This is a genomic window from Sterolibacterium denitrificans (assembly GCF_900174485.1).
GTDB classification, from domain to species: Bacteria; Pseudomonadota; Gammaproteobacteria; order Burkholderiales; family Rhodocyclaceae; genus Sterolibacterium; species Sterolibacterium denitrificans.
Genome location: NZ_LT837803.1, coordinates 2,070,216 through 2,087,684 on the forward strand (window position 1 = coordinate 2,070,216; position 17,469 = coordinate 2,087,684).

A 17,469-nucleotide genomic window follows, 5' to 3' on the forward strand; every position below is an offset into this window, starting at 1 on the left:
AAGAGTAGCGGAGCAGCAAAGCAGGCCGAAAACCCCTGTCGCGGAAAAACAAAAATGCCGCCCGGAGGCGGCATAACATATTGTTTCAGCTTAATATTTTTTGGAGGCGGGGGTCGGAATCGAACCGGCGTAGACGGCTTTGCAGGCCGCTGCATAACCACTTTGCTACCCCGCCAGGACCCTTGACGACGACTCAAACGGGTTCTGAAGAGAAAAGGGAAAGCTTGCGCTTTCCCTTACTGAAACTGGAGCGGCAGAAGAGTCTCGAACTCTCGACCTCAACCTTGGCAAGGTTGCGCTCTACCAACTGAGCTACTGCCGCAAGACAGAAGAGAATTATAGCCGCAAATTTTTCACCGTCAACAATTTTGGGAAGATGTGTCGAGAAAACGCCTATGCGAAGATGTCCGCGCGGCCTTCACCTTCGACCGTCTTGACGAAATACTCACTCATCATCACCGTGGTGATGCGCCACAGCTTCAGCATGCGCATCACCGAGCGCAGCATGATCGCCATGTGCAGCATCAGTTGCCAACGGTTGCGCGCGCCGTAGAAGAGGAATTTATTCACCACGTGCTCGCGCGACGGCCAGGCTTCCTCGACGATGCCGTCGTAATGCGCGGCGCCCGGCGTCACGATCTCCTCGACGACGTTACGCACGTAGCGGCAGCGCGGCTGCATCCATTCGCTCATCGGCGACTGCCAGCCGAACCAGCGGCGCATCCACTCATCGCGCGGAATGCGCGGCGGGCGTTCGAGCAGGGTCACGGCGAGCACGCCGGGGCTGCGCTGGCCGTCGGGCCAGTCGCGCAGCCTGGCGTGCGGGGTTTCGCCGTAATCGCAGTATAGCCATGCGTCGACGCGATAGCCGGCGATCTCGAAGCCGGCGGCGCGCAGCACTTCTTCATGCGCGGCGCGCCGTGCCAACTGCGCGGCGTCGAGCCACAGGCAGACCTCGGCGGCGAACGGGCGCGGGCCGAGCAGCCGCGGTGCCGGCGAAGGCGTGTCGACGCGGTCGTCGGCGATGTTCATCTGCAGGCCGGCAACGCCGATCTGCAACAGTTGCGGCGCGCAATGTTCGAGCAGCGTCAGCCGGCATTCGAGCGGCATCATGCGGCGCCGCGGCCACAGCAGGTAGACGAATTTGTTCATGCAGTCCTCCCGCTTCGCGCGACGAGCGCCCGCGCCGCCGGCAGCAACAGCGCCATGCCGTTGGCCTGCGTGTAGCGCGGCGCGTAGCCGAGTTCGCGTCGCGCCCGTTCGATCGACAGGCGCGAACTTTCGGCAAGGTTGTTCACCCCGCGTATCGTCAGCAGCGGTTGCGGCGCGCCGAGCCGGTGGGCGCTCTCCGCCGCCCAGGCGACGCCGCGGATCAGCCACATCGGCAGCCAGCGCTGCGGGTAGACATGGCCGAGTCCCTCGACCAGCGGACGGAACCAGTCCATGCCGTTCATCGGCTCGCCGTCGCTGATGTTGTAGGCGCGGCCGCCGACCGTTTGCGGGCATTCGCGCAGCGCCTGCGCCGCCAGCAGTTCGGCATCGACGAGGTTCTCGACGTGGGTGTTGTCGGTGAGCGCCGCCGGATCGCCGACGAGCACCTTGAACTTGCCGGCCGCGAGCTGTTCGACGAAGCTGCGGATTATCATCGAGCCCGTGTCCGAGCCCCAGATGCCGCCGGGCCGCAACGCGCAGACGCGCATGCCGCCCGGAGCCACGGCATGGGCATCGTCGGCGGCGAGCGCGACGCGTTCGGCTTCGATCTTGCTCAGCGTGTAGAGATCCTTCGCATCGGCGACATAGGGCGCCGACTCGTCCTGCGCCATGTCGCCCGCTTTCGCGCTGAGCGCGACGTTGAACGAGCTGGTATGGACGAAGGCCGACACGCCGGCCTCCGCCGCCGCCCGCAGAACGTTGCGCGTGCCCTCGACATTGACGCCGAAGACGAGCGCGCGTTCGGCGGGCCGATAGATACTCAGCGTGTTGATCAGCGCGGCGGTGTGGAACACCGTGTCGATGCCGACACAAGCGGCGCGCACGGCGTCGGGGTCGCGCAGGTCGCCGACACGGGTTTCGATGTCGGCGTTGGCTACGCCGCCGACGTCATGGCGATGCGGCAACACGTCGAAGCTGCGCACGCTGCAGCCGGCCGCGCTCAGCCGCTTCACCAGGGCGCGGCCGACATAGCCGGCGCCGCCGGTAACCAGGCAGCGGCGGCCGAGGCGCTCCGCCGTGAAGACGGGAGGCGCCGGGATGCGCGTGGCCGGCGTGGCGCTCGTCGCGTTATCGTTCGCGCTCATGTCGTGTAGATGTCCTGGGTAGCGCCGCTGAAGAAGGACGTGCGTTGCCGCCGCGTCATCAGGCGCGAGACGGCATTCACCAGGCGGTTGATGCGGCCGGCGATATGCACCGGGCCATGCGGCAGCGCAGCGAGTCCTTCGCGCGCCACGTCGGCGGCGGCCATCGGCATCGCCTTGCCCTTCTTGGCTTCGGGCGTGCTGTTCTCGAAGCCCGGCGTCGAGGTCGCGCCGGCCACGCAGGCCAGCACGTCGACGCCCAGCGGACGCAGCTCGACCCACAGGCTTTCGGCAAGGATGGTGTTGAAGGCCTTGGTCGCCGCATAGCTCGTCACCATCGCCGAGCCCTGGAAGCCGGACATGCTCGACATCAGCAGTATGCCGCCGCGGCCGCGCGCGATCAGGCGCGGCGCGACGTGCTCGACCAGCGTGACGGGACCGCGGCAATTCACGTCGAGCGTGCGCAGATGATCGGCGAGCGGCACGCCGAGAAACTTGCCGATGTGCGAGTAGCAGGCGTTGTAGACCAGCAGGCCGACATCTATGCCGTCGATAGCAGCGCTGAAACTCGTGGCCAGATCCGGCGCGGCCAGATCGAGCGACACCGGCCGTACCTCGACGCCATATTGCGCGCGCAGCTTCCGCGCATCGGCTTCGAGCAGCTCGGCGCGGCGCGCCAGGGTGATCAGATTGACGCCTTTGGCCGCGAGCTGATCGGCATAAGCCTGGCCGATGCCTTCCGACGCGCCGGCGATGACCACCCACGGGCCATAGCGGCGGCGGAACTCTTCGTCCGCCTCATTCGACAGGCTCATGCTTTTCTCCTCGTCAGGCTGGCGCCGTAGATCTTGTGGTTCATGTCGCTGAAGAAGACGGTGCGGCGACGGCGCGTCATCAGCGCGCCGAGCGCATGGCCCAGACGCGGCGCCCAGCCGGCCAGATGCGTCGGCTTGCGGCGGCGTTCCAGTTCGTCGAGCGCGCCGCGCGCGACGGCCTCGGGGCGCATCGGCATCGCCTGCGCCTGCTTCTCGGGCGGCGTCACCTGGTAAAAGCCCGGCGTGGCCATCGCGCCGGCGACGCAGCCGAGCACGTCGACGCCGTGCGGCGCGAGTTCGTACCACAGCCCTTCGGCGAGCACGGTATCGAAGGCCTTGGTTGCCGCATAGGTCGCCAGCAGCGCCGAGCCCTGGAAGCCCGACATGCTCGACATCAGCACGATGCCGCCGCGCCCGCGCTGCTTGAGGCGCGGCGCGATGGTCGTCGTCAGCGCCAGCACGCCGCGGCAATTCACGTCGATCATGCGCTGATGGTCGGCGAGCGACGTAGAGACGAACTCGTCGATGATCCACAGCGCCGCGTTGTACACCAGCAGGCCGATGTCGAGATCGGCGGTCGCGGCGGCGACGCGCTCGGCGAGATCGGGCGCCGCGAGGTCGACGGCCAAGGGGCGCACCTCGACGCGATGGCGCCGACGCAGCAATTCGGCATCGCGCTCCAGCGGCTCGACGCGGCGGCCGAGGGTGACGAGGTTCAGGCCGCGCTCGGCGAGCACGTGCGCATACGCCTGGCCGAGGCCCTCCGAAGCACCGGCGACGATGGCCCAAGGGCCATAGCGCCGATAGAATTCCGGGAACAGGATCATTGGATTGCGCGCTCCATCTTCATCAACGGTTGCCATCGACAGCGAATCGCTGCATTTTCATGGATCATATTCTCATGCCCACGACCGCCTCCACGCTTGGGGGAATCCGACATTCGATTGTGAAATTCCGCCACTGCCGGATGACGGCGAATGGTGCAGATAGCGTGGATGACGCGCAATGACGGGCGCGTCCGTCGCCGCCGGGTACGCCCGCCTGCTGTCCGACTATCTGCGCGGACAGACGCAGGGCGCGTCGTTGAGCGCCGGGCAGGCCGCGTGGATCGAAGCCATCGACGCCAGCGCGGCCAACGCGGCCAGCGATGCGCACGCGCCGACGTCGCGCGCCGAATGGCTGGCGATGATCGCCGCGCTGGGCGAGCAGGCCGACGACCCTGCGCTGCCGCTCAAGATCGGCGCGGCCTTTCAGTTGCGCCATCTCGGCCTGGCCGGCCATGTGCTGATCAATTGCACCACGCTGGGCGAGGCCGGCCGCCAGGTGGTGCGCTACAACCGGCTCATGGGCGATGTCGGCAACTCGCAACTGGTGCGGCGCGGCGACTGGGTCGAAGACATTTTCCAATGGCCGGAGGCCGGCGCGCCGCCGGCAGCGCTCGAACAGCTCTGGGCGGCGGCCACCGTGACGCTGGGACGCTGGCTGAGCGGTCGCGACGATCTGACCTGGCAAGCGCATTTCCGCTTCGCGCGGCCGCGCGATCTGACCGAATACGAACGCATCTTCGGCATCGCGCCGCGCTTCGGCCAGCCCGTTACCAAGCTGGTGTTTCCCGCCAGCGTACTCGACCTGTCGATCGCCACCGGCAACCCGGAACTGCGCGTCATCGCCGAAGCGCAGGCCGCCTCCGCGCTCAAGGCGCTGGACAGCGAACCGGAAATCCTGCGCCGCACGCGGCGGGCCATCGAGCAGCGGCTCGGCAGCGAACACGCCGCGCTCGACGACATCGCCGCCCTGCTCGGCATGTCCGGACGCACGCTGCATCGCCGCCTCGCCGAGTGCGGCTGCAACTTCCGCGAACTCGCCGACGCCGTGCGTCGCGCACGCGCGGAGCGTTGCCTGCGCGATCCGACGATCCCGCTCGCCGAAATCGCCTTCCTGCTCGGCTACCGGGAGCAGAGCAATTTCCAGCATGCCTTCAAGCGCTGGACGGGACAGACGCCAGGCGAATTCCGCGCCAGACTAGGTCAATGAATGGATGGCGGCCCGGACTCGCCCAGCAACTTGCATCGGATCGTTCTCGCGGCGATTCTTGGCGGACTTTATTTCAACAAATTGCTTGGCAGCACCGGCAGCACGACGCTCGACGGCCGGCTGACGTCGTTGTAGATCGTGGTCACGCCGCCATTGGCCAGGGATTGCGACGGGTAGTTCCAGACGCCCTGCGCCTGGTTGCTGGAACTGATCGAGATGCGCAACTTGTGGCCCTGCTTGATGACGGCGGCGGCGGGGAAGATTTCGACCGGCACCTTGACGGCCTGGCCGGGCACCAGCAGTTGCTTCGAGGCGATCGTGTAAGGATGCCAGGGCTGGATCATCTCGCCGCGCAGGTAGCGCGAACGAGTGGTGTCGACGGCGCGGAAGGCGGCCGACATCAGGCCGTTGGTGATCGGCCGCGCCACGCCGTCGGCGCCGACGTCGTCGACGCGAACCGAGAGCGCCGCCTCGGTAGCGGTCGAAGACATCCAGATGTCGGCCTGGATCGGGCCGTTGATGTAGTAATCGGAAGTCATCGTGCCGGTCTCGTAGTTGAGCGCGCTCTGGGCCTTCTCGACGGTATCGCTTTCCCTGTACCAGTCGAACAGGGGCAAGACGAAACCGAGGCTCCATTGCAGCCAGCTTATGGATTTCTCGCTGCTGTCGCTGGGAATCAGCCAGCCGCGCAGCAGCGTCCCCGCGCGGTTGGCGCCGGATTTGACGACCGGCGCGGGCGGCTCGCGGAGGGTATGAACGGCCTCATTGCCCTCCGGCGCGCTCGTACTCAGGGTCATGTCGCCATGCAGATACAGACGTTGCGGCACGGCTTGCGGATGCGGCCAGTCGCTGGCGGTGAGGTAGCGCGGCAGGCCCGTCGCGCTGAGGCCGGCGACATACTGGGTGACGGTCGGCTGTTTCTCGGCCCCGCTGTCGATGTCCTTCAGGTATTTGTCGAACCATTGCAGCAGCAGGCCGGTCGCGGCCGGCGCGCCATTCTCGAGCGGGTTGTTGCTATTGAGCAGCGCCGCGAGGATCGACTCCGCGTGAGCGCCGGGCACGATCAGCATCTTGGCGGCGACGTTGCGCTTGAGCTGCTCGTAGAGCAGCGGCTCGTTGCGCTGGAAGATGTCGCTCGATGAACCGATGACGAAGGTCGGCACCTGAATGTTGCGCGCCTGTTCGATCGGCGAGCGGACGCTCCAGAAATCGCCGTCGTCGGTGGCGTAGCCGACCACGCCGCTCAGCGCATTGTCGATGAGCGGCAGGAGCACATCGTCGATGGCGGCGATATGCTCCTGCGTCGCGGCCCGGATCTGGTCGGCGTATTGCGGATACGTGGAAATCGCCAGGTCGTTGAACACGCTGAGGGCCTGCGTCAGCGGCAGCCAGTTGGAGATGAACCAGGCATTGAGCATGCCGCCGGTGCCGATGGTGTCGCGCCAGGGGTCGCCCATCGGGACGTTGACGAAAGCGGCCTTGATCGAGGGATGCTGCTGGGCCGCGGTGAACAGCGAACTGATGCCGAGATAGGAGGTGCCGGCAACGCCGATCTTGCCGTTCGACCAGGGCTGCTGGAGCACCCAATCGACGGCATCGGCGTAGGCGGCCTGTTCGAGCGGCCCGAACAGGTCCAGCTTGCCGTCGGAAACGCCCGAGCCGAGCGAATCCACCGTCACCGAAACGTAACCGCGGCGGATCATGAACTTGTCGGCGCCGCCGATACCCAGCGTGCTCGCCGGGGGCAGGAGCGAGGACAGCGCATTGCCGAGGTCGATACGATAGGCATTCTGGGTGAGGATGACCGGAAAGGTGTCGGCGATGGCATTGCCGTTTTCATCGGCCGGCAGCGCCACCAGCACCCCGAGCTTCTGGCCGGTGCGCGTGGTGATGAACTGCAGCGGCAGCTTGACGATGTTCGGATACTCGGCGGCGCGCGTGTAGTTGCGCCATTTCGCGGCGCCGTTGCTGGTGATGGCGGGGTTGTTCTGGCTGGTCAGGGCGCGGGTGCCGAGCGTCGTCGTCGCACCGCTCGAAGCGCCGGGACCCGGATAGGATGGCGCGACGACGCTGACGCTCGAACCGGCCGAGCCCGCCCCCGCGCCGCCGTCCGAATCGGAATCGCCATTACAGGCAGTCAGCAAACCAACGACTAAGCACGCCAATGCGCCGATACGCGCAACCCTGAGTTTTACACGCACGATATTCTCCTCCTGAAGGTTTTCCGTTTTTGCCTGCAGCGCGATTGCTCTGGCTCCGGCTACGGTTTATGGGTACAGGTGTGCGCCGTATGTTATCCGGGTTGCAGACAAAGTTCAAACCGATGTTTGAATCGTTTGTTTTGGCGGCACCCCCGCCAGATACGCAGGCATCGACAAGATGCTGCCGTTCGGCTTCGGAATTTGGAAGGAAAGGACGCCACCGACATGCATGGCGTCCACCTTCATTTCGTTTCACATGGGCAGCGGGAAGCCAGGCTCGACTCTCTGGCGGATTGCCTAAACCGTTCGTTCTAAGGCTGACGGATCTGGGTAGTGAATGTTCCGGCGTATCGGAAGACCTGCCCGAAAACTGGATGCGTCAGCCGAAAGTCCATGGCAAATCCGTTTCCTGGCAGGCCGCATTCAACGATGGTCGTGTGACCGAGGATCATCCATTCGGGGAGCCCGACCACAAAACGCCCCAGCTTCAATACGAAGCGCACGCCTTCGTAGCGCAGGTGGTTTCCCTCCACCCGAACCGCCATTTCCAACCCCATCACCGGATTCACGAACTCGATCAGGCGATTCCCCTCCGCAGCAATCCAATGGCTGTTGAAGGTGACTCGCTTCCCGTCCGGAAATTGCATTGTCCTCCGCCAATACTGGCAATCGGCTACGACATCCTTCTCGACTCGTGTCGGGATCTGTTTCCCGGAACGGGGAAGAAGTGCTCCGAATCGATGCAGCAGCCAGAGATACGGCTTCATCCAGACGGGGAACTCGATATCCATATGGCCAACATCGACGTTGGGGCCAAGCTGGTAATGCGCTTGCAGCGACGCAGGAAGCCGGGCCCAGCCGTCGTCGCCCAGCGCGCAGTGCATGAGACTTTTCATGATGAGACTCCCGGAATGTGCTTGAACACCATCAGCCCGATCCTCGTAGGTGCATTCGCCATCCATCAGGGCAGCCAGGCGGTCGAGCGCGGCCGGGCAATCGACGCGCGTCAGCGTCGACTGCCCGTAGGCTGCCTTCGCCGTTTCCGCGACCTCGACGGACAATTGCGGCCGCAAGCCGAGGGCCATCTGCACCAGCAGGAAAGCCAGACCGATGGCGATGGCGTAGAGGATGAAAAATAGCTTGCCTGGCAATTGCGCCTGCAGAATGCCCAGGAGCGACGGCATACCCAAGCGTATCGAACCCTATAGCTACCATATCGCCGATGCGCCGGAACGATTGGCCGATGGTTTCGACACGCTGACCCTACCCATCGTATAGGGGGGAAAGGTGGATACCCTCGACACAAGGCAAGCGGCGGACTTTCTGCGAATTCATCCGGTCACCCTGCACGGCAAGACGCGCAAGGGTGAAATACCCGGCGCGAAGATCGGCAGGCGTTGGGTCTATCTGCGGGTTGATCTGATAGCCTATGTACGCGCACAATATGCGCTGCGCGTGTCGCAGGGTGACAGACAGGAGAATTACGGATGTCACTTATCAGGCGCAAAAACTCTCCCAGTTGGTGGGTCAAATTCACCGTCATGGGAGAAACGGTATATCGCAGCAGTGGGACGGCCGACAGAGCGAAAGCGCAGGAGTATCACGACCGCCTGAAAGCCGAGATATGGGAAGTGAAGAGGCTGGGGCGCAAGCCTCGGCACAGTTGGAAGGAAGCGGCAGGCCGTTGGTTGGAAGAAACTTCCGAAAAGGCGACGCACAAAGAGGACGAGAAAAAGCTGCAATGGCTGCATCCGTTTCTCGGTAAGCTGATGCTCGATGAAATTACGCGTGACGTGATTGATCGGGTGACAGCGGCGAAGCTCAAGGAAGCGACGAAAGCCACGACCAATCGCTATTTGGCGCTGGTACGATCTATTCTGCGTCGCTCATGCGACGAATGGGAATGGCTCGAACGAGTGCCGAAGATTTCGCTCTTTAAGGAAACAGGAAGTCGCGAACGCTCGCTGACGTGGGAGCAGGCAAAACGGTTGCTGGACGAGCTGCCAGAGCATCAGCGCGAAGCTGTGCTGTTTGCGCTGGCAACGGGATTACGTCAGGGCAACGTCCTGAAGCTCGAATGGTCGCAGGTGAATCTTGAACTGCGTCATGCCTGGATTCCGGGCTGGCAGTCGAAGAACCGGCGCGCTATCTCGGTGCCGCTCAATGAAGTGGCATTGGGTGTGCTGCAACGGCAATTCGGCAAACATCCGGCGCGGGTTTTTACCTACGCTGGCAGACCACTCGAGACTGCCAACACAAAAGCTTGGCGTGCCGCACTCACGCGGGCGGGAATCGAGAATTTCCGCTGGCACGATCTGCGGCACACGTGGGCGACATGGCAGCGCCAGGCTGGAACGCCAACCCATGAATTGCAGCATCTTGGGGGCTGGCGAACCGGGGCGATGGTCGAACGCTATGCACATGTAGCGCCCGACCATTTGGCGAACGCGGCAGGACGGTTGGATGGCATGCTGGGGCAAGTTGCAAATTCGGTAGCAACCGCCACAAACAAAAACGGCCTGCATAACGCAAGCCGTTGATGTTTTTGGCTCCCCGACCTGGGCTCGAACCAGGGACCTACGGATTAACAGTCCGGCGCTCTACCGACTGAGCTATCGAGGAACAACGAAGCGCGCATTCTATTCATTGCGCTGTACTGCGTCAACATCTGCAGGCTGCATCACAGGCTCATTCAGCCTTTCACCACCGTGGCGATGGCGTCGGCGACGTAGTCGATGTTGCGCGTGTTCAGCGCGGCCAGGCAGATGCGGCCGGTGGAGACGGCGTAGATGCCGAACTCATCCTTCAGGCGCTCGACCTGGGCTGCGGTCAGGCCGGTGTAGGAAAACATGCCGCGCTGCTGGGTGATGAAGGAGAAGTCCTGCTGCACGCCGCGTTCCTGCAGCTTGGCGAGCAGGCTGGAACGCATGGCGCGGATGCGCTCGCGCATGCCGGCGAGTTCCTCGTCCCACTGCTGGCGCAGCGCCGGATCGTTGAGCACGGCGGCCACGACGGCGCCGCCGTGGGTCGGCGGATTCGAATAGTTGGTGCGGATGACGCGCTTGACCTGGCTCAGCACGCGCGCAGCCTCTTCCTTGCCGGCGGTGACGATGGACAGCGCGCCGACGCGCTCGCCATACAGCGAGAAGGATTTCGAGAACGAGCTGGAAACGAAGAAGGACAGGCCGGAATCGGCGAACAGCCGCGGCGCGACGGCATCGGCTTCGACGCCATCGGCAAAGCCCTGATACGCCATGTCGAGGAAAGGCACCAGACGGCGCGCGGCGCAGATGTCGACCAACTCACGCCACTGCGCCACGCCGAGATCGGCGCCGGTCGGGTTATGGCAGCAAGCGTGCAGGACGATGATCGCGCCAGCGGGCAACTCGCCGAGCCCGGCTTTCAGGGCGGCGAAATTCACGCCGCGCGTGGCCGCATCGTAATAGGGATAGGTTTCGACCGGGAAGCCCGCCGCTTCGAACAGGGCGCGGTGGTTTTCCCAGCTCGGATCGCTGATGTAGACCTTGCTGCCGGGCAGCAGACGCTTGAGATAGTCGGCACCGACCTTCAGCGCGCCGGTGCCGCCGAGCGCCTCGACGGTCAGCACGCGGCCGGCGGCGAGCAGTTGCGAATCCGCGCCGAACAGCAGCTTCTGCACGGCCTGGTTGTAAGCGGCCAGACCTTCGATCGGCTGATAGCCGCGCGCCGGCATGGCGGCCAGGCGCGCCTTTTCAGCCGCCTGCACCGCCCTCAGCAGCGGAATCTTGCCGTCATCATCGAAGAACACGCCCACCCCCAGATTCACCTTGTTGCTGCGGGTATCGGCGTTGTAGGCTTCGTTCAGGCCCAGGATGGGATCGCGCGGGGCCATTTCAACGGCGGCAAACAGTGCGGAAGGCGTCGGAGCAGTCATCGAGATTTTCCAGTTCTGACGCGCAGAGGCGTCTTGCGGGTTGAAAGACAAAAGGCGGCACATTTTACGCCGCCAGCGGGTTGGCTGGAATACTGGAACACGGCAAACGACAAAACCGCTGAAAATCCCGAGCCGAATCGCCCCGGTTGGGACGTATACTGGAGCGCTGGAACGCCGGACATCGGGCGCCGGGCATCGACGGATACCCTTCAGCCCCTACCGCCAACCTCGAACGCGCATGTTTGTTTCACGAAGAGAACCGTAACTTGGTACCCACCCTACTCAAAGATCTGGCAAACACGGGGTCGCCGCTCGGCATATCCTTTCTGGGATGCATCTTTTTCGTGGCAGCCACGGTGGTGGTCGTTTTGATCCGACGCGCCACACGGCGGCTCGAATCTCACCTGGTGGATATCACGGCCCTGCGTTTTGTCAGCGCCCTGGCGCAAGTCCTGACCTACCTGATGGGATTCGTGCTTTACGCCCACCTCGTTCCCGGATTGCGCTCCATCGGCACGGCCTTGCTCGCCGGCGTCAGCGTCGCCTCGGTGGTCATGGGGCTCGCCGCCCAGAGCACCCTCAGCAACCTCATCGCCGGCTTTTCGTTGGTCTTGTATCGTCCATTCAGCATTGGCGACACGATACGGCTCAACGCCCCAACGGGAGTGACCTCCGCCAGGGTCAAAAACATCTCTCTCGGATTTACCATCCTGCAGGATGACGACGGGCAGGAAATCATCGTTCCCAACAGCGTCATGATAGGAAGCACCATCGTAAGGCTGAGGCGGGCGCGCGATTGAATGCTTCGTCAAAGCGCAGAGTGAAGAGTGAAAAGTGAAGCGATGCCCCACGATGTCCAGACTTTTCCCGACAGCCCCTATCGTCTGCATCTGCCTTTCCAGCCGGCCGGCGATCAGCCGGCGGCCATTGCGCAACTGGTGGAAGGCATCAATGACGGCCTGATGTACCAGACTCTGCTCGGCGTGACCGGCTCGGGCAAGACCTTCACCATGGCCAACGTCATCGCCCGCACCGGACGGCCGGCCATCGTCATGGCGCCGAACAAGACGCTGGCCGCACAGCTCTACGCCGAGTTCCGAGAGTTCTTTCCGGAAAACGCCGTCGAGTACTTCGTCTCCTACTACGACTACTACCAGCCCGAGGCCTACGTGCCCTCGCGCGACCTGTTCATCGAGAAGGATTCGAGCATCAACGAACACATCGAGCAGATGCGCCTGTCGGCCACCAAGGCGCTGCTGGAGCGGCGCGACTGCGTGATCGTCGCCTCGGTGTCCTGCATCTACGGCATCGGCGATCCGGTCGATTATCACAGCATGATCCTGCACCTGCGCGAGGGCGAGAAGCAGTCGCAGCGCGACATCATCCGCCGCCTCACCGAGATGCAGTACGAGCGCAACGAGACGGATTTCCACCGCGGCATCTACCGCGTGCGCGGCGACGTGATCGACGTCTTCCCGGCGGAAAACGCCGAACAGGCGCTGCGCATCGAGTTGTTCGACGACGAGGTCGAATCGCTGACGCTGTTCGACCCGCTCACTGGCCATACGCGCCAGAAGCTCGGCCGCTTCACCGTCTACCCGGCCAGCCACTACGTCACGCCGCGCGCCACGGTGCTGCAGGCGATCGAACGCATCAAGGACGAACTGCGCAGCCGCATCGAATATTTCCAGCGCGAACAGAAACTCGTCGAATGCCAGCGCATCGAGACGCGCACCCGCTTCGATCTGGAAATGCTCGACCAGCTCGGCTTCTGCAAGGGCATCGAGAACTACTCGCGCCACCTCTCCGGCCGCCAGCCGGGCGAAGCGCCGCCCACGCTGATCGACTACCTGCCGCAGCAGGCGCTGATGTTCATCGACGAGAGCCACGTCACCGTGCCGCAGATCGGCGGCATGTACAAGGGCGACCGCGCGCGCAAGGAGAACCTCGTCGATTACGGCTTCCGCCTGCCCTCCGCGCTCGACAACCGGCCGCTGCGCTTCGACGAGTTCGAGCGCCTGATGCCGCAAACCATCTTCGTCTCGGCCACGCCCGCCGAATACGAGGAAAAGCACCAGGGCCAGGTCGTCGAACAGGTGGTGCGGCCGACCGGCCTGGTCGACCCGGTGCTCATCGTTCGCCCGGCGATGACCCAGGTCGACGATCTGCTCGGCGAAATCAAGCTGCGCATCGCCGCCGGCGAGCGCGTGCTGGTGACCACGCTGACCAAGCGCCTGGCCGAACAGCTCACCGAGTTCTTCGCCGACAACGGCATCAAGGCGCGCTACCTGCACTCCGACGTGGAAACGGTAGAACGGGTGGAAATCATCCGAGACCTGCGCCTCGGCGTGTTCGACGTGCTGATCGGCATCAACCTGCTGCGCGAGGGCCTCGACATCCCGGAAGTCTCGCTGGTCGCCATCCTCGACGCCGACAAGGAAGGCTTCCTGCGCTCGACCCGCTCGCTGATCCAGACCATCGGCCGCGCCGCCCGCCACATTCACGGCACCGCCATCCTCTACGCCGACCGCGTGACCGACTCGATGCGGCGCGCCATGGACGAGGCCGAGCGCCGCCGCGCCAAGCAGCTCGCTTTCAACGCCGCGCACGGCATCACGCCGCAGGGCGTGGTCAAACGCATCAAGGACATCATCGACGGCGTGTATGAGGCCGCCAACGAACCGCAGATGCTCAAGGCCGCGCAGCAGCAGGCACGCTACGAAGCGATGAACGAAAAGGAGCTGGCGCGCGAAATCAAGCGCCTGGAAAAAGCCATGCAGGAACATGCCAGAAACCTGGAATTCGAGCAAGCCGCCGCCGCCCGCGACGAGCTGTTCCGCCTGCGCCAGCTGGCGTTTGGCGCGGATGTGCACGGAGAGTAATGCCCTCATCCGGCCTTGCACCGTCATTCCCGCGCAGGCGGGAATCCGACCCAACTGGATCCCCGCCTACGCGGGGATAACTTATTCATAGCTGTCCCGCCCCGATTGTCCGCCCATGCTCGAAATCTTCGCTCCCACCCCGGAAAACCTCGGTCTCGAATCCATCGGCGCCTATGCCCAACGCGTCGAGGCGATGGGTTTCGACGGCCTGTTCGTGCCCGATGCCGTGCATGACGGCCTGCTGCTGGCCTGCCAGGCGCTGGCCGCCACGAAGCGGCTGCGCGTCGGAACCTCGGTGCTGGTGGCCCCGCCGCGCAGCCCGATGAACGTCGCGCTGGCGGCCTGGGACTTGCAGCGCATGTCGGGCGGACGCTTCGAGCTGGGGCTGGGCACGCAGATCCGCCAGAACATCGAGGAGCGCTATTCGGCGCGCTGGCTGCCGCCCGCCGCCGGCATGCGCGAATACATCGGCGCGCTGCGCGCCATCTTCCACAGCTTCCGCACGCGCGAGCCGCTGCACTTCGTCGGCGAGCATTACCGCTTCACGCGCCTGCAACCCTTCTTCAATCCCGGCCCGCTCGCGGTCGACATTGCCGATCCGCCCATCATGCTCGGTGCGGTCGGGCCGAAGATGCTGGAACTCGCCGGTGCCGCCGCCGATGGCCTGCACACCCATCCGACCAACACCTCGACGCGCTACCTGCGCGAAGCCATCGGGCCGCACCTCGCCGCCGGCCAGGCGCAGCGCAACCCGGCGCTCGGCCCATTCAAGGTCTGCGCCAACGAACTGGTCGCCAGCGGCCCCGACGACGCCGGCGTGGCGCGCGAGCGCGAACGCTTTCGCGGCATCCTGGCCTTCCTGTTCTCGACGCCGGCCTACTGGCCGAGCCTGGAGCTGTTCGGCTGGCACGAACTCGGCCCGCGATTGCAGCGCCTGACGCGCGAAAACCGCTGGCAGGAGATGGCCGACGCGCTGAGCGACACGGTGCTCGATGAATTCCTCGTCTGCGGCCGTTATGACGAGTTGCCGGAAGCCCTGCACGTGCGCTTTGCCGGTCTCGTCGACCGCATCACCCTGACGGTGACCGACGACACGACCCACGATGCGGCGCTGGCGGCGGCGCTACCGGCCATCCGGCAAGGCTGGCGGAACCGACACGGGCGGCGGCGCATCGAATAAAATGCGCGTTTCCCCGCAGCAGCCGCGATGGCCGCGCGCGGACACCGGTTTCAGGAACGCGACATGACCAAAATCCACCTGTTCGACTCCACCCTGCGCGACGGCGCGCAGGCGCAGGGAATTTCCTATTCCGTCGAAGACAAGCTGAAGATCGTCGCTGCGCTCGACAAGCTGGGCGTGAGTTACATCGAGGCCGGCAACCCCGGCTCGAATCCCAAGGACATGGAGTTCTTCAGACGCGTTGCCGAAATCGAGCTGAAACACGCCAGGATCATCGCCTTCGGCGCCACGCGCAAGGTCGGCAGCCAGGCGGCGCAGGACAAGAACCTGCAATCGCTGCTCGCTGCCGGCACCGACGCCCTGTGCATCTTCGGCAAGAGCTGGGATTACCAGGTCACCGACATCCTGCGCACCACGCTGGAAGAAAATCTGGCGATGATCGGCGACACCATCCGCCATCTCAAATCACACGGCAAGGAAGTGATTTTCGATGCCGAGCATTTCTTCGACGGCTACAAGGCCAATCCGGACTACTCGCTGCAGGTGCTGAAAGCCGCCGCCGAGGCCGGCGCGGATTGCCTGGTGCTGTGCGATACCAATGGCGGCAGCTTCCCGGGTGAAATCTATGCCATCACCCAGATGGTGCGCCAGGAAGTCAAGACGGCCATCGGCATCCATTGCCATAACGACTCGGAAATGGCCGTGGCCAATTCGATACTGGCGGTGCAGGCCGGCGCCAGCCACGTGCAGGGCACCATCAACGGCATCGGCGAGCGCTGCGGCAATGCCAACCTCTGCTCCATCCTGCCCAATCTGCAACTGAAACTGGGCTTCAGTTGCATCCCGGCCGAAAACATGGCGCAACTGACGGCGGTAGCGCGCTACGTCAGCGAGATCGCCAACGTCACTCACAACGAAAAAGCCCCTTATGTCGGCAACGACGCCTTTGCCCACAAAGGCGGCATGCACATCGACGCGGTGCACAAGAATCCGCTGTCCTACGAACACGTCCAACCCGAATCCGTCGGCAACACGCGTCATATCCTGATGTCCGAAGTCGCCGGGCGCAGCACCTTGCTGGCACGCATCAACGCCATCGATCCCACGCTGGGCAAGGACTCGCCGCAGACGCAGAAAGTGCTCGACCGCCTCAAGGAACTCGAACACGAAGGCTATCAGTTCGAGACGGCGGAAAGCTCCTTCGAACTGGTGGTGCGCAAGGAGCTGGGCAAATACCGGCCGTTCTTCGAGCGCAAGGATTTCAAGGTCATCGTGAATGAACCCTCGGCCAACGGCATCAACTCCTCGGCGATGATCAAAATTGCCGTCGGCCAGCAGGAGGAAATCACCGCTGCCGAAGGCGACGGCCCGGTCAACGCGCTCGACAAGGCCATGCGCAAGGCGCTGGAGCGCTTCTACCCGGCAATCGCCGAAATCAAGCTGACCGACTACAAGGTGCGCGTGCTCGATTCGGACAAGGCATCGGCGGCCAAGGTGCGGGTACTCATCGAAAGCTCGGACCATGAGACTTCCTGGACCACGATCGGTGTGTCCACCGACATCATCGACGCCTCATGGCGTGCATTAGTTGACGCCGTTGAATACAAACTGCTGCGCGACCAGGAAAAAGCCGTACAATGAATTCCGCTGAATCACCGTTCGTCCCGCAGCGATCCTGAGGACGCCGACACGATTCCATGGAGCATGGCTTATGCCGAACCCGCGCCGCCACTCACTTCAACTCCCGCTGCTGACGCATGCGGAAGTGGAGTTCCGCGGCATGAATTGCGGCGGCGTCCTGCGCGACGTCTCGTTGAGCGGCGCGCTGTTTGCCTTCGACCAGCCGCCTCACGACGCCACCTTCCTGCGCCCCTGCCGCCTGCACCTGCTGGGCGGCAATGGCGCGGGCACTCCCACGACGACTTTCAATGGCCTGGTCGTCCATGTTGCCGAGGACATGCTGGGCATCAAGTTCATCGCCGTCAGCGAGAAAGAGCGCCTCGCGCTGCTGCATCTGTTCGACCACCATCTCGTTGAACCCAGCCTGCTCGACCGCGATCTGCCCGCTCTGCTGAAGCATCTCGTCAGCCTCAAGGAAGGCACGGCCAAAAACGCCAGCTGAATGATGGCGACGATCGAACGGCCGGCGC

16 protein-coding genes and 3 tRNA genes are annotated in these 17,469 nt (G+C 64.1%); 8 read left to right on the forward strand and 11 right to left on the reverse strand.

Going from position 1 to position 17,469, the window contains the following annotated elements:
- Positions 1-101 precede the first annotated feature (101 nt).
- From SDENCHOL_RS09340 to SDENCHOL_RS09365, 6 genes are all read right to left on the reverse strand, one after another.
- Positions 102-175, reverse strand: a tRNA-Cys gene (locus SDENCHOL_RS09340).
- A 71-nt stretch (positions 176-246) separates the two neighbouring features.
- Positions 247-322: transfer RNA gene (locus tag SDENCHOL_RS09345), tRNA-Gly, on the reverse strand.
- Between the two features lie 71 nt (positions 323-393).
- The gene (locus tag SDENCHOL_RS09350) at positions 394-1,152 is read right to left on the reverse strand and encodes a hypothetical protein (RefSeq protein WP_154716983.1); all 759 of its coding nucleotides are present in this window, start codon (positions 1,150-1,152) and stop codon (positions 394-396) included.
- Positions 1,149-2,297: an NAD-dependent epimerase/dehydratase family protein gene (locus tag SDENCHOL_RS09355; RefSeq protein WP_154716984.1), complete on the reverse strand. Its 1,149-nt coding sequence runs from the start codon at positions 2,295-2,297 to the stop codon at positions 1,149-1,151. Before SDENCHOL_RS09355 ends, SDENCHOL_RS09350 begins: the two co-directional genes overlap by 4 nt.
- Positions 2,294-3,109 carry an SDR family NAD(P)-dependent oxidoreductase gene (locus SDENCHOL_RS09360; protein WP_154716985.1) on the reverse strand — a complete coding sequence of 272 codons (816 nt, stop codon included), beginning with the start codon at positions 3,107-3,109 and terminating at the stop codon, positions 2,294-2,296. Before SDENCHOL_RS09360 ends, SDENCHOL_RS09355 begins: the two co-directional genes overlap by 4 nt.
- Positions 3,106-3,972, reverse strand: coding sequence for an SDR family NAD(P)-dependent oxidoreductase (locus SDENCHOL_RS09365; RefSeq protein WP_154716986.1), 867 nt, complete (start codon positions 3,970-3,972; stop codon positions 3,106-3,108). Before SDENCHOL_RS09365 ends, SDENCHOL_RS09360 begins: the two co-directional genes overlap by 4 nt.
- Before the next feature lie 142 nt (positions 3,973-4,114).
- On the opposite strand from SDENCHOL_RS09365, the gene SDENCHOL_RS09370 reads away from it, so the two are divergent.
- Complete coding sequence (locus tag SDENCHOL_RS09370; protein WP_154716987.1) at positions 4,115-5,143, forward strand: AraC family transcriptional regulator; 1,029 nt, start codon at positions 4,115-4,117, stop codon at positions 5,141-5,143.
- A 68-nt stretch (positions 5,144-5,211) separates the two neighbouring features.
- Here the strand turns inward: SDENCHOL_RS09370 and SDENCHOL_RS09375 are convergent, their stop codons facing one another.
- From SDENCHOL_RS09375 to SDENCHOL_RS09380, 3 genes are all read right to left on the reverse strand, one after another.
- On the reverse strand, positions 5,212-7,344 hold the full coding sequence (locus SDENCHOL_RS09375; protein ID WP_154716988.1) for a CocE/NonD family hydrolase: 2,133 nt from the start codon (positions 7,342-7,344) through the stop codon (positions 5,212-5,214).
- A gap of 114 nt (positions 7,345-7,458) precedes the next feature.
- Positions 7,459-7,590 (reverse strand): hypothetical protein, encoded by a 132-nt coding sequence (locus SDENCHOL_RS14640; RefSeq protein WP_269458636.1) that lies wholly within the window; start codon positions 7,588-7,590, stop codon positions 7,459-7,461.
- A gap of 65 nt (positions 7,591-7,655) precedes the next feature.
- Positions 7,656-8,528 (reverse strand): DUF4166 domain-containing protein, encoded by an 873-nt coding sequence (locus SDENCHOL_RS09380; protein ID WP_197706891.1) that lies wholly within the window; start codon positions 8,526-8,528, stop codon positions 7,656-7,658.
- A gap of 103 nt (positions 8,529-8,631) precedes the next feature.
- On the opposite strand from SDENCHOL_RS09380, the gene SDENCHOL_RS14720 reads away from it, so the two are divergent.
- On the forward strand, positions 8,632-8,958 hold the full coding sequence (locus tag SDENCHOL_RS14720; protein WP_154716989.1) for a helix-turn-helix domain-containing protein: 327 nt from the start codon (positions 8,632-8,634) through the stop codon (positions 8,956-8,958).
- A complete protein-coding gene (locus SDENCHOL_RS09390; protein ID WP_420031039.1) occupies positions 8,886-9,884 on the forward strand; it encodes a tyrosine-type recombinase/integrase in 999 nt (332 codons plus the stop codon). Before SDENCHOL_RS14720 ends, SDENCHOL_RS09390 begins: the two co-directional genes overlap by 73 nt.
- Positions 9,885-9,890: 6 nt before the next feature.
- Here the strand turns inward: SDENCHOL_RS09390 and SDENCHOL_RS09395 are convergent.
- Positions 9,891-9,966, reverse strand: a tRNA-Asn gene (locus tag SDENCHOL_RS09395).
- 70 nt (positions 9,967-10,036) lie between these two features.
- On the reverse strand, positions 10,037-11,257 hold the full coding sequence (locus SDENCHOL_RS09400; RefSeq protein WP_154716991.1) for an amino acid aminotransferase: 1,221 nt from the start codon (positions 11,255-11,257) through the stop codon (positions 10,037-10,039).
- A 146-nt stretch (positions 11,258-11,403) separates the two neighbouring features.
- On the opposite strand from SDENCHOL_RS09400, the gene SDENCHOL_RS09405 reads away from it, so the two are divergent.
- From SDENCHOL_RS09405 to SDENCHOL_RS09425, 5 genes are all read left to right on the forward strand, one after another.
- Positions 11,404-12,057, forward strand: a complete 654-nt coding sequence (locus SDENCHOL_RS09405; protein ID WP_154716992.1) for a mechanosensitive ion channel domain-containing protein — start codon at positions 11,404-11,406, stop codon at positions 12,055-12,057.
- Between the two features lie 42 nt (positions 12,058-12,099).
- A complete protein-coding gene (gene uvrB, locus SDENCHOL_RS09410) occupies positions 12,100-14,139 on the forward strand; it encodes an excinuclease ABC subunit UvrB (RefSeq protein ID WP_154716993.1) in 2,040 nt (679 codons plus the stop codon).
- 115 nt (positions 14,140-14,254) lie between these two features.
- Complete coding sequence (locus SDENCHOL_RS09415; protein ID WP_154716994.1) at positions 14,255-15,319, forward strand: TIGR03617 family F420-dependent LLM class oxidoreductase; 1,065 nt, start codon at positions 14,255-14,257, stop codon at positions 15,317-15,319.
- 63 nt (positions 15,320-15,382) lie between these two features.
- Positions 15,383-16,960: a citramalate synthase gene (gene cimA / locus SDENCHOL_RS09420; RefSeq protein ID WP_154716995.1), complete on the forward strand. Its 1,578-nt coding sequence runs from the start codon at positions 15,383-15,385 to the stop codon at positions 16,958-16,960.
- 70 nt (positions 16,961-17,030) lie between these two features.
- Positions 17,031-17,441 (forward strand): PilZ domain-containing protein, encoded by a 411-nt coding sequence (locus tag SDENCHOL_RS09425; RefSeq protein WP_154716996.1) that lies wholly within the window; start codon positions 17,031-17,033, stop codon positions 17,439-17,441.
- Positions 17,442-17,469: the final 28 nt, after the last annotated feature.

Coding starts and splice junctions, on each gene's coding strand:
- SDENCHOL_RS09350 (WP_154716983.1), bottom strand. CDS start 1,152: ATGAACAAATTCGTCTACCTGCTGTGGCCGCGGCGCCGCATGATGCCG.
- SDENCHOL_RS09355 (WP_154716984.1), bottom strand. CDS start 2,297: ATGAGCGCGAACGATAACGCGACGAGCGCCACGCCGGCCACGCGCATC.
- SDENCHOL_RS09360 (WP_154716985.1), bottom strand. CDS start 3,109: ATGAGCCTGTCGAATGAGGCGGACGAAGAGTTCCGCCGCCGCTATGGC.
- SDENCHOL_RS09365 (WP_154716986.1), bottom strand. CDS start 3,972: ATGGCAACCGTTGATGAAGATGGAGCGCGCAATCCAATGATCCTGTTC.
- SDENCHOL_RS09370 (WP_154716987.1), top strand. CDS start 4,115: ATGACGGGCGCGTCCGTCGCCGCCGGGTACGCCCGCCTGCTGTCCGAC.
- SDENCHOL_RS14640 (WP_269458636.1), bottom strand. CDS start 7,590: ATGAAGGTGGACGCCATGCATGTCGGTGGCGTCCTTTCCTTCCAAATT.
- SDENCHOL_RS09380 (WP_197706891.1), bottom strand. CDS start 8,528: ATGCCGTCGCTCCTGGGCATTCTGCAGGCGCAATTGCCAGGCAAGCTA.
- SDENCHOL_RS09390 (WP_420031039.1), top strand. CDS start 8,886: ATGGGAGAAACGGTATATCGCAGCAGTGGGACGGCCGACAGAGCGAAA.
- SDENCHOL_RS09400 (WP_154716991.1), bottom strand. CDS start 11,257: ATGACTGCTCCGACGCCTTCCGCACTGTTTGCCGCCGTTGAAATGGCC.
- uvrB (WP_154716993.1), top strand. CDS start 12,100: ATGCCCCACGATGTCCAGACTTTTCCCGACAGCCCCTATCGTCTGCAT.
- SDENCHOL_RS09415 (WP_154716994.1), top strand. CDS start 14,255: ATGCTCGAAATCTTCGCTCCCACCCCGGAAAACCTCGGTCTCGAATCC.
- cimA (WP_154716995.1), top strand. CDS start 15,383: ATGACCAAAATCCACCTGTTCGACTCCACCCTGCGCGACGGCGCGCAG.
- SDENCHOL_RS09425 (WP_154716996.1), top strand. CDS start 17,031: ATGCCGAACCCGCGCCGCCACTCACTTCAACTCCCGCTGCTGACGCAT.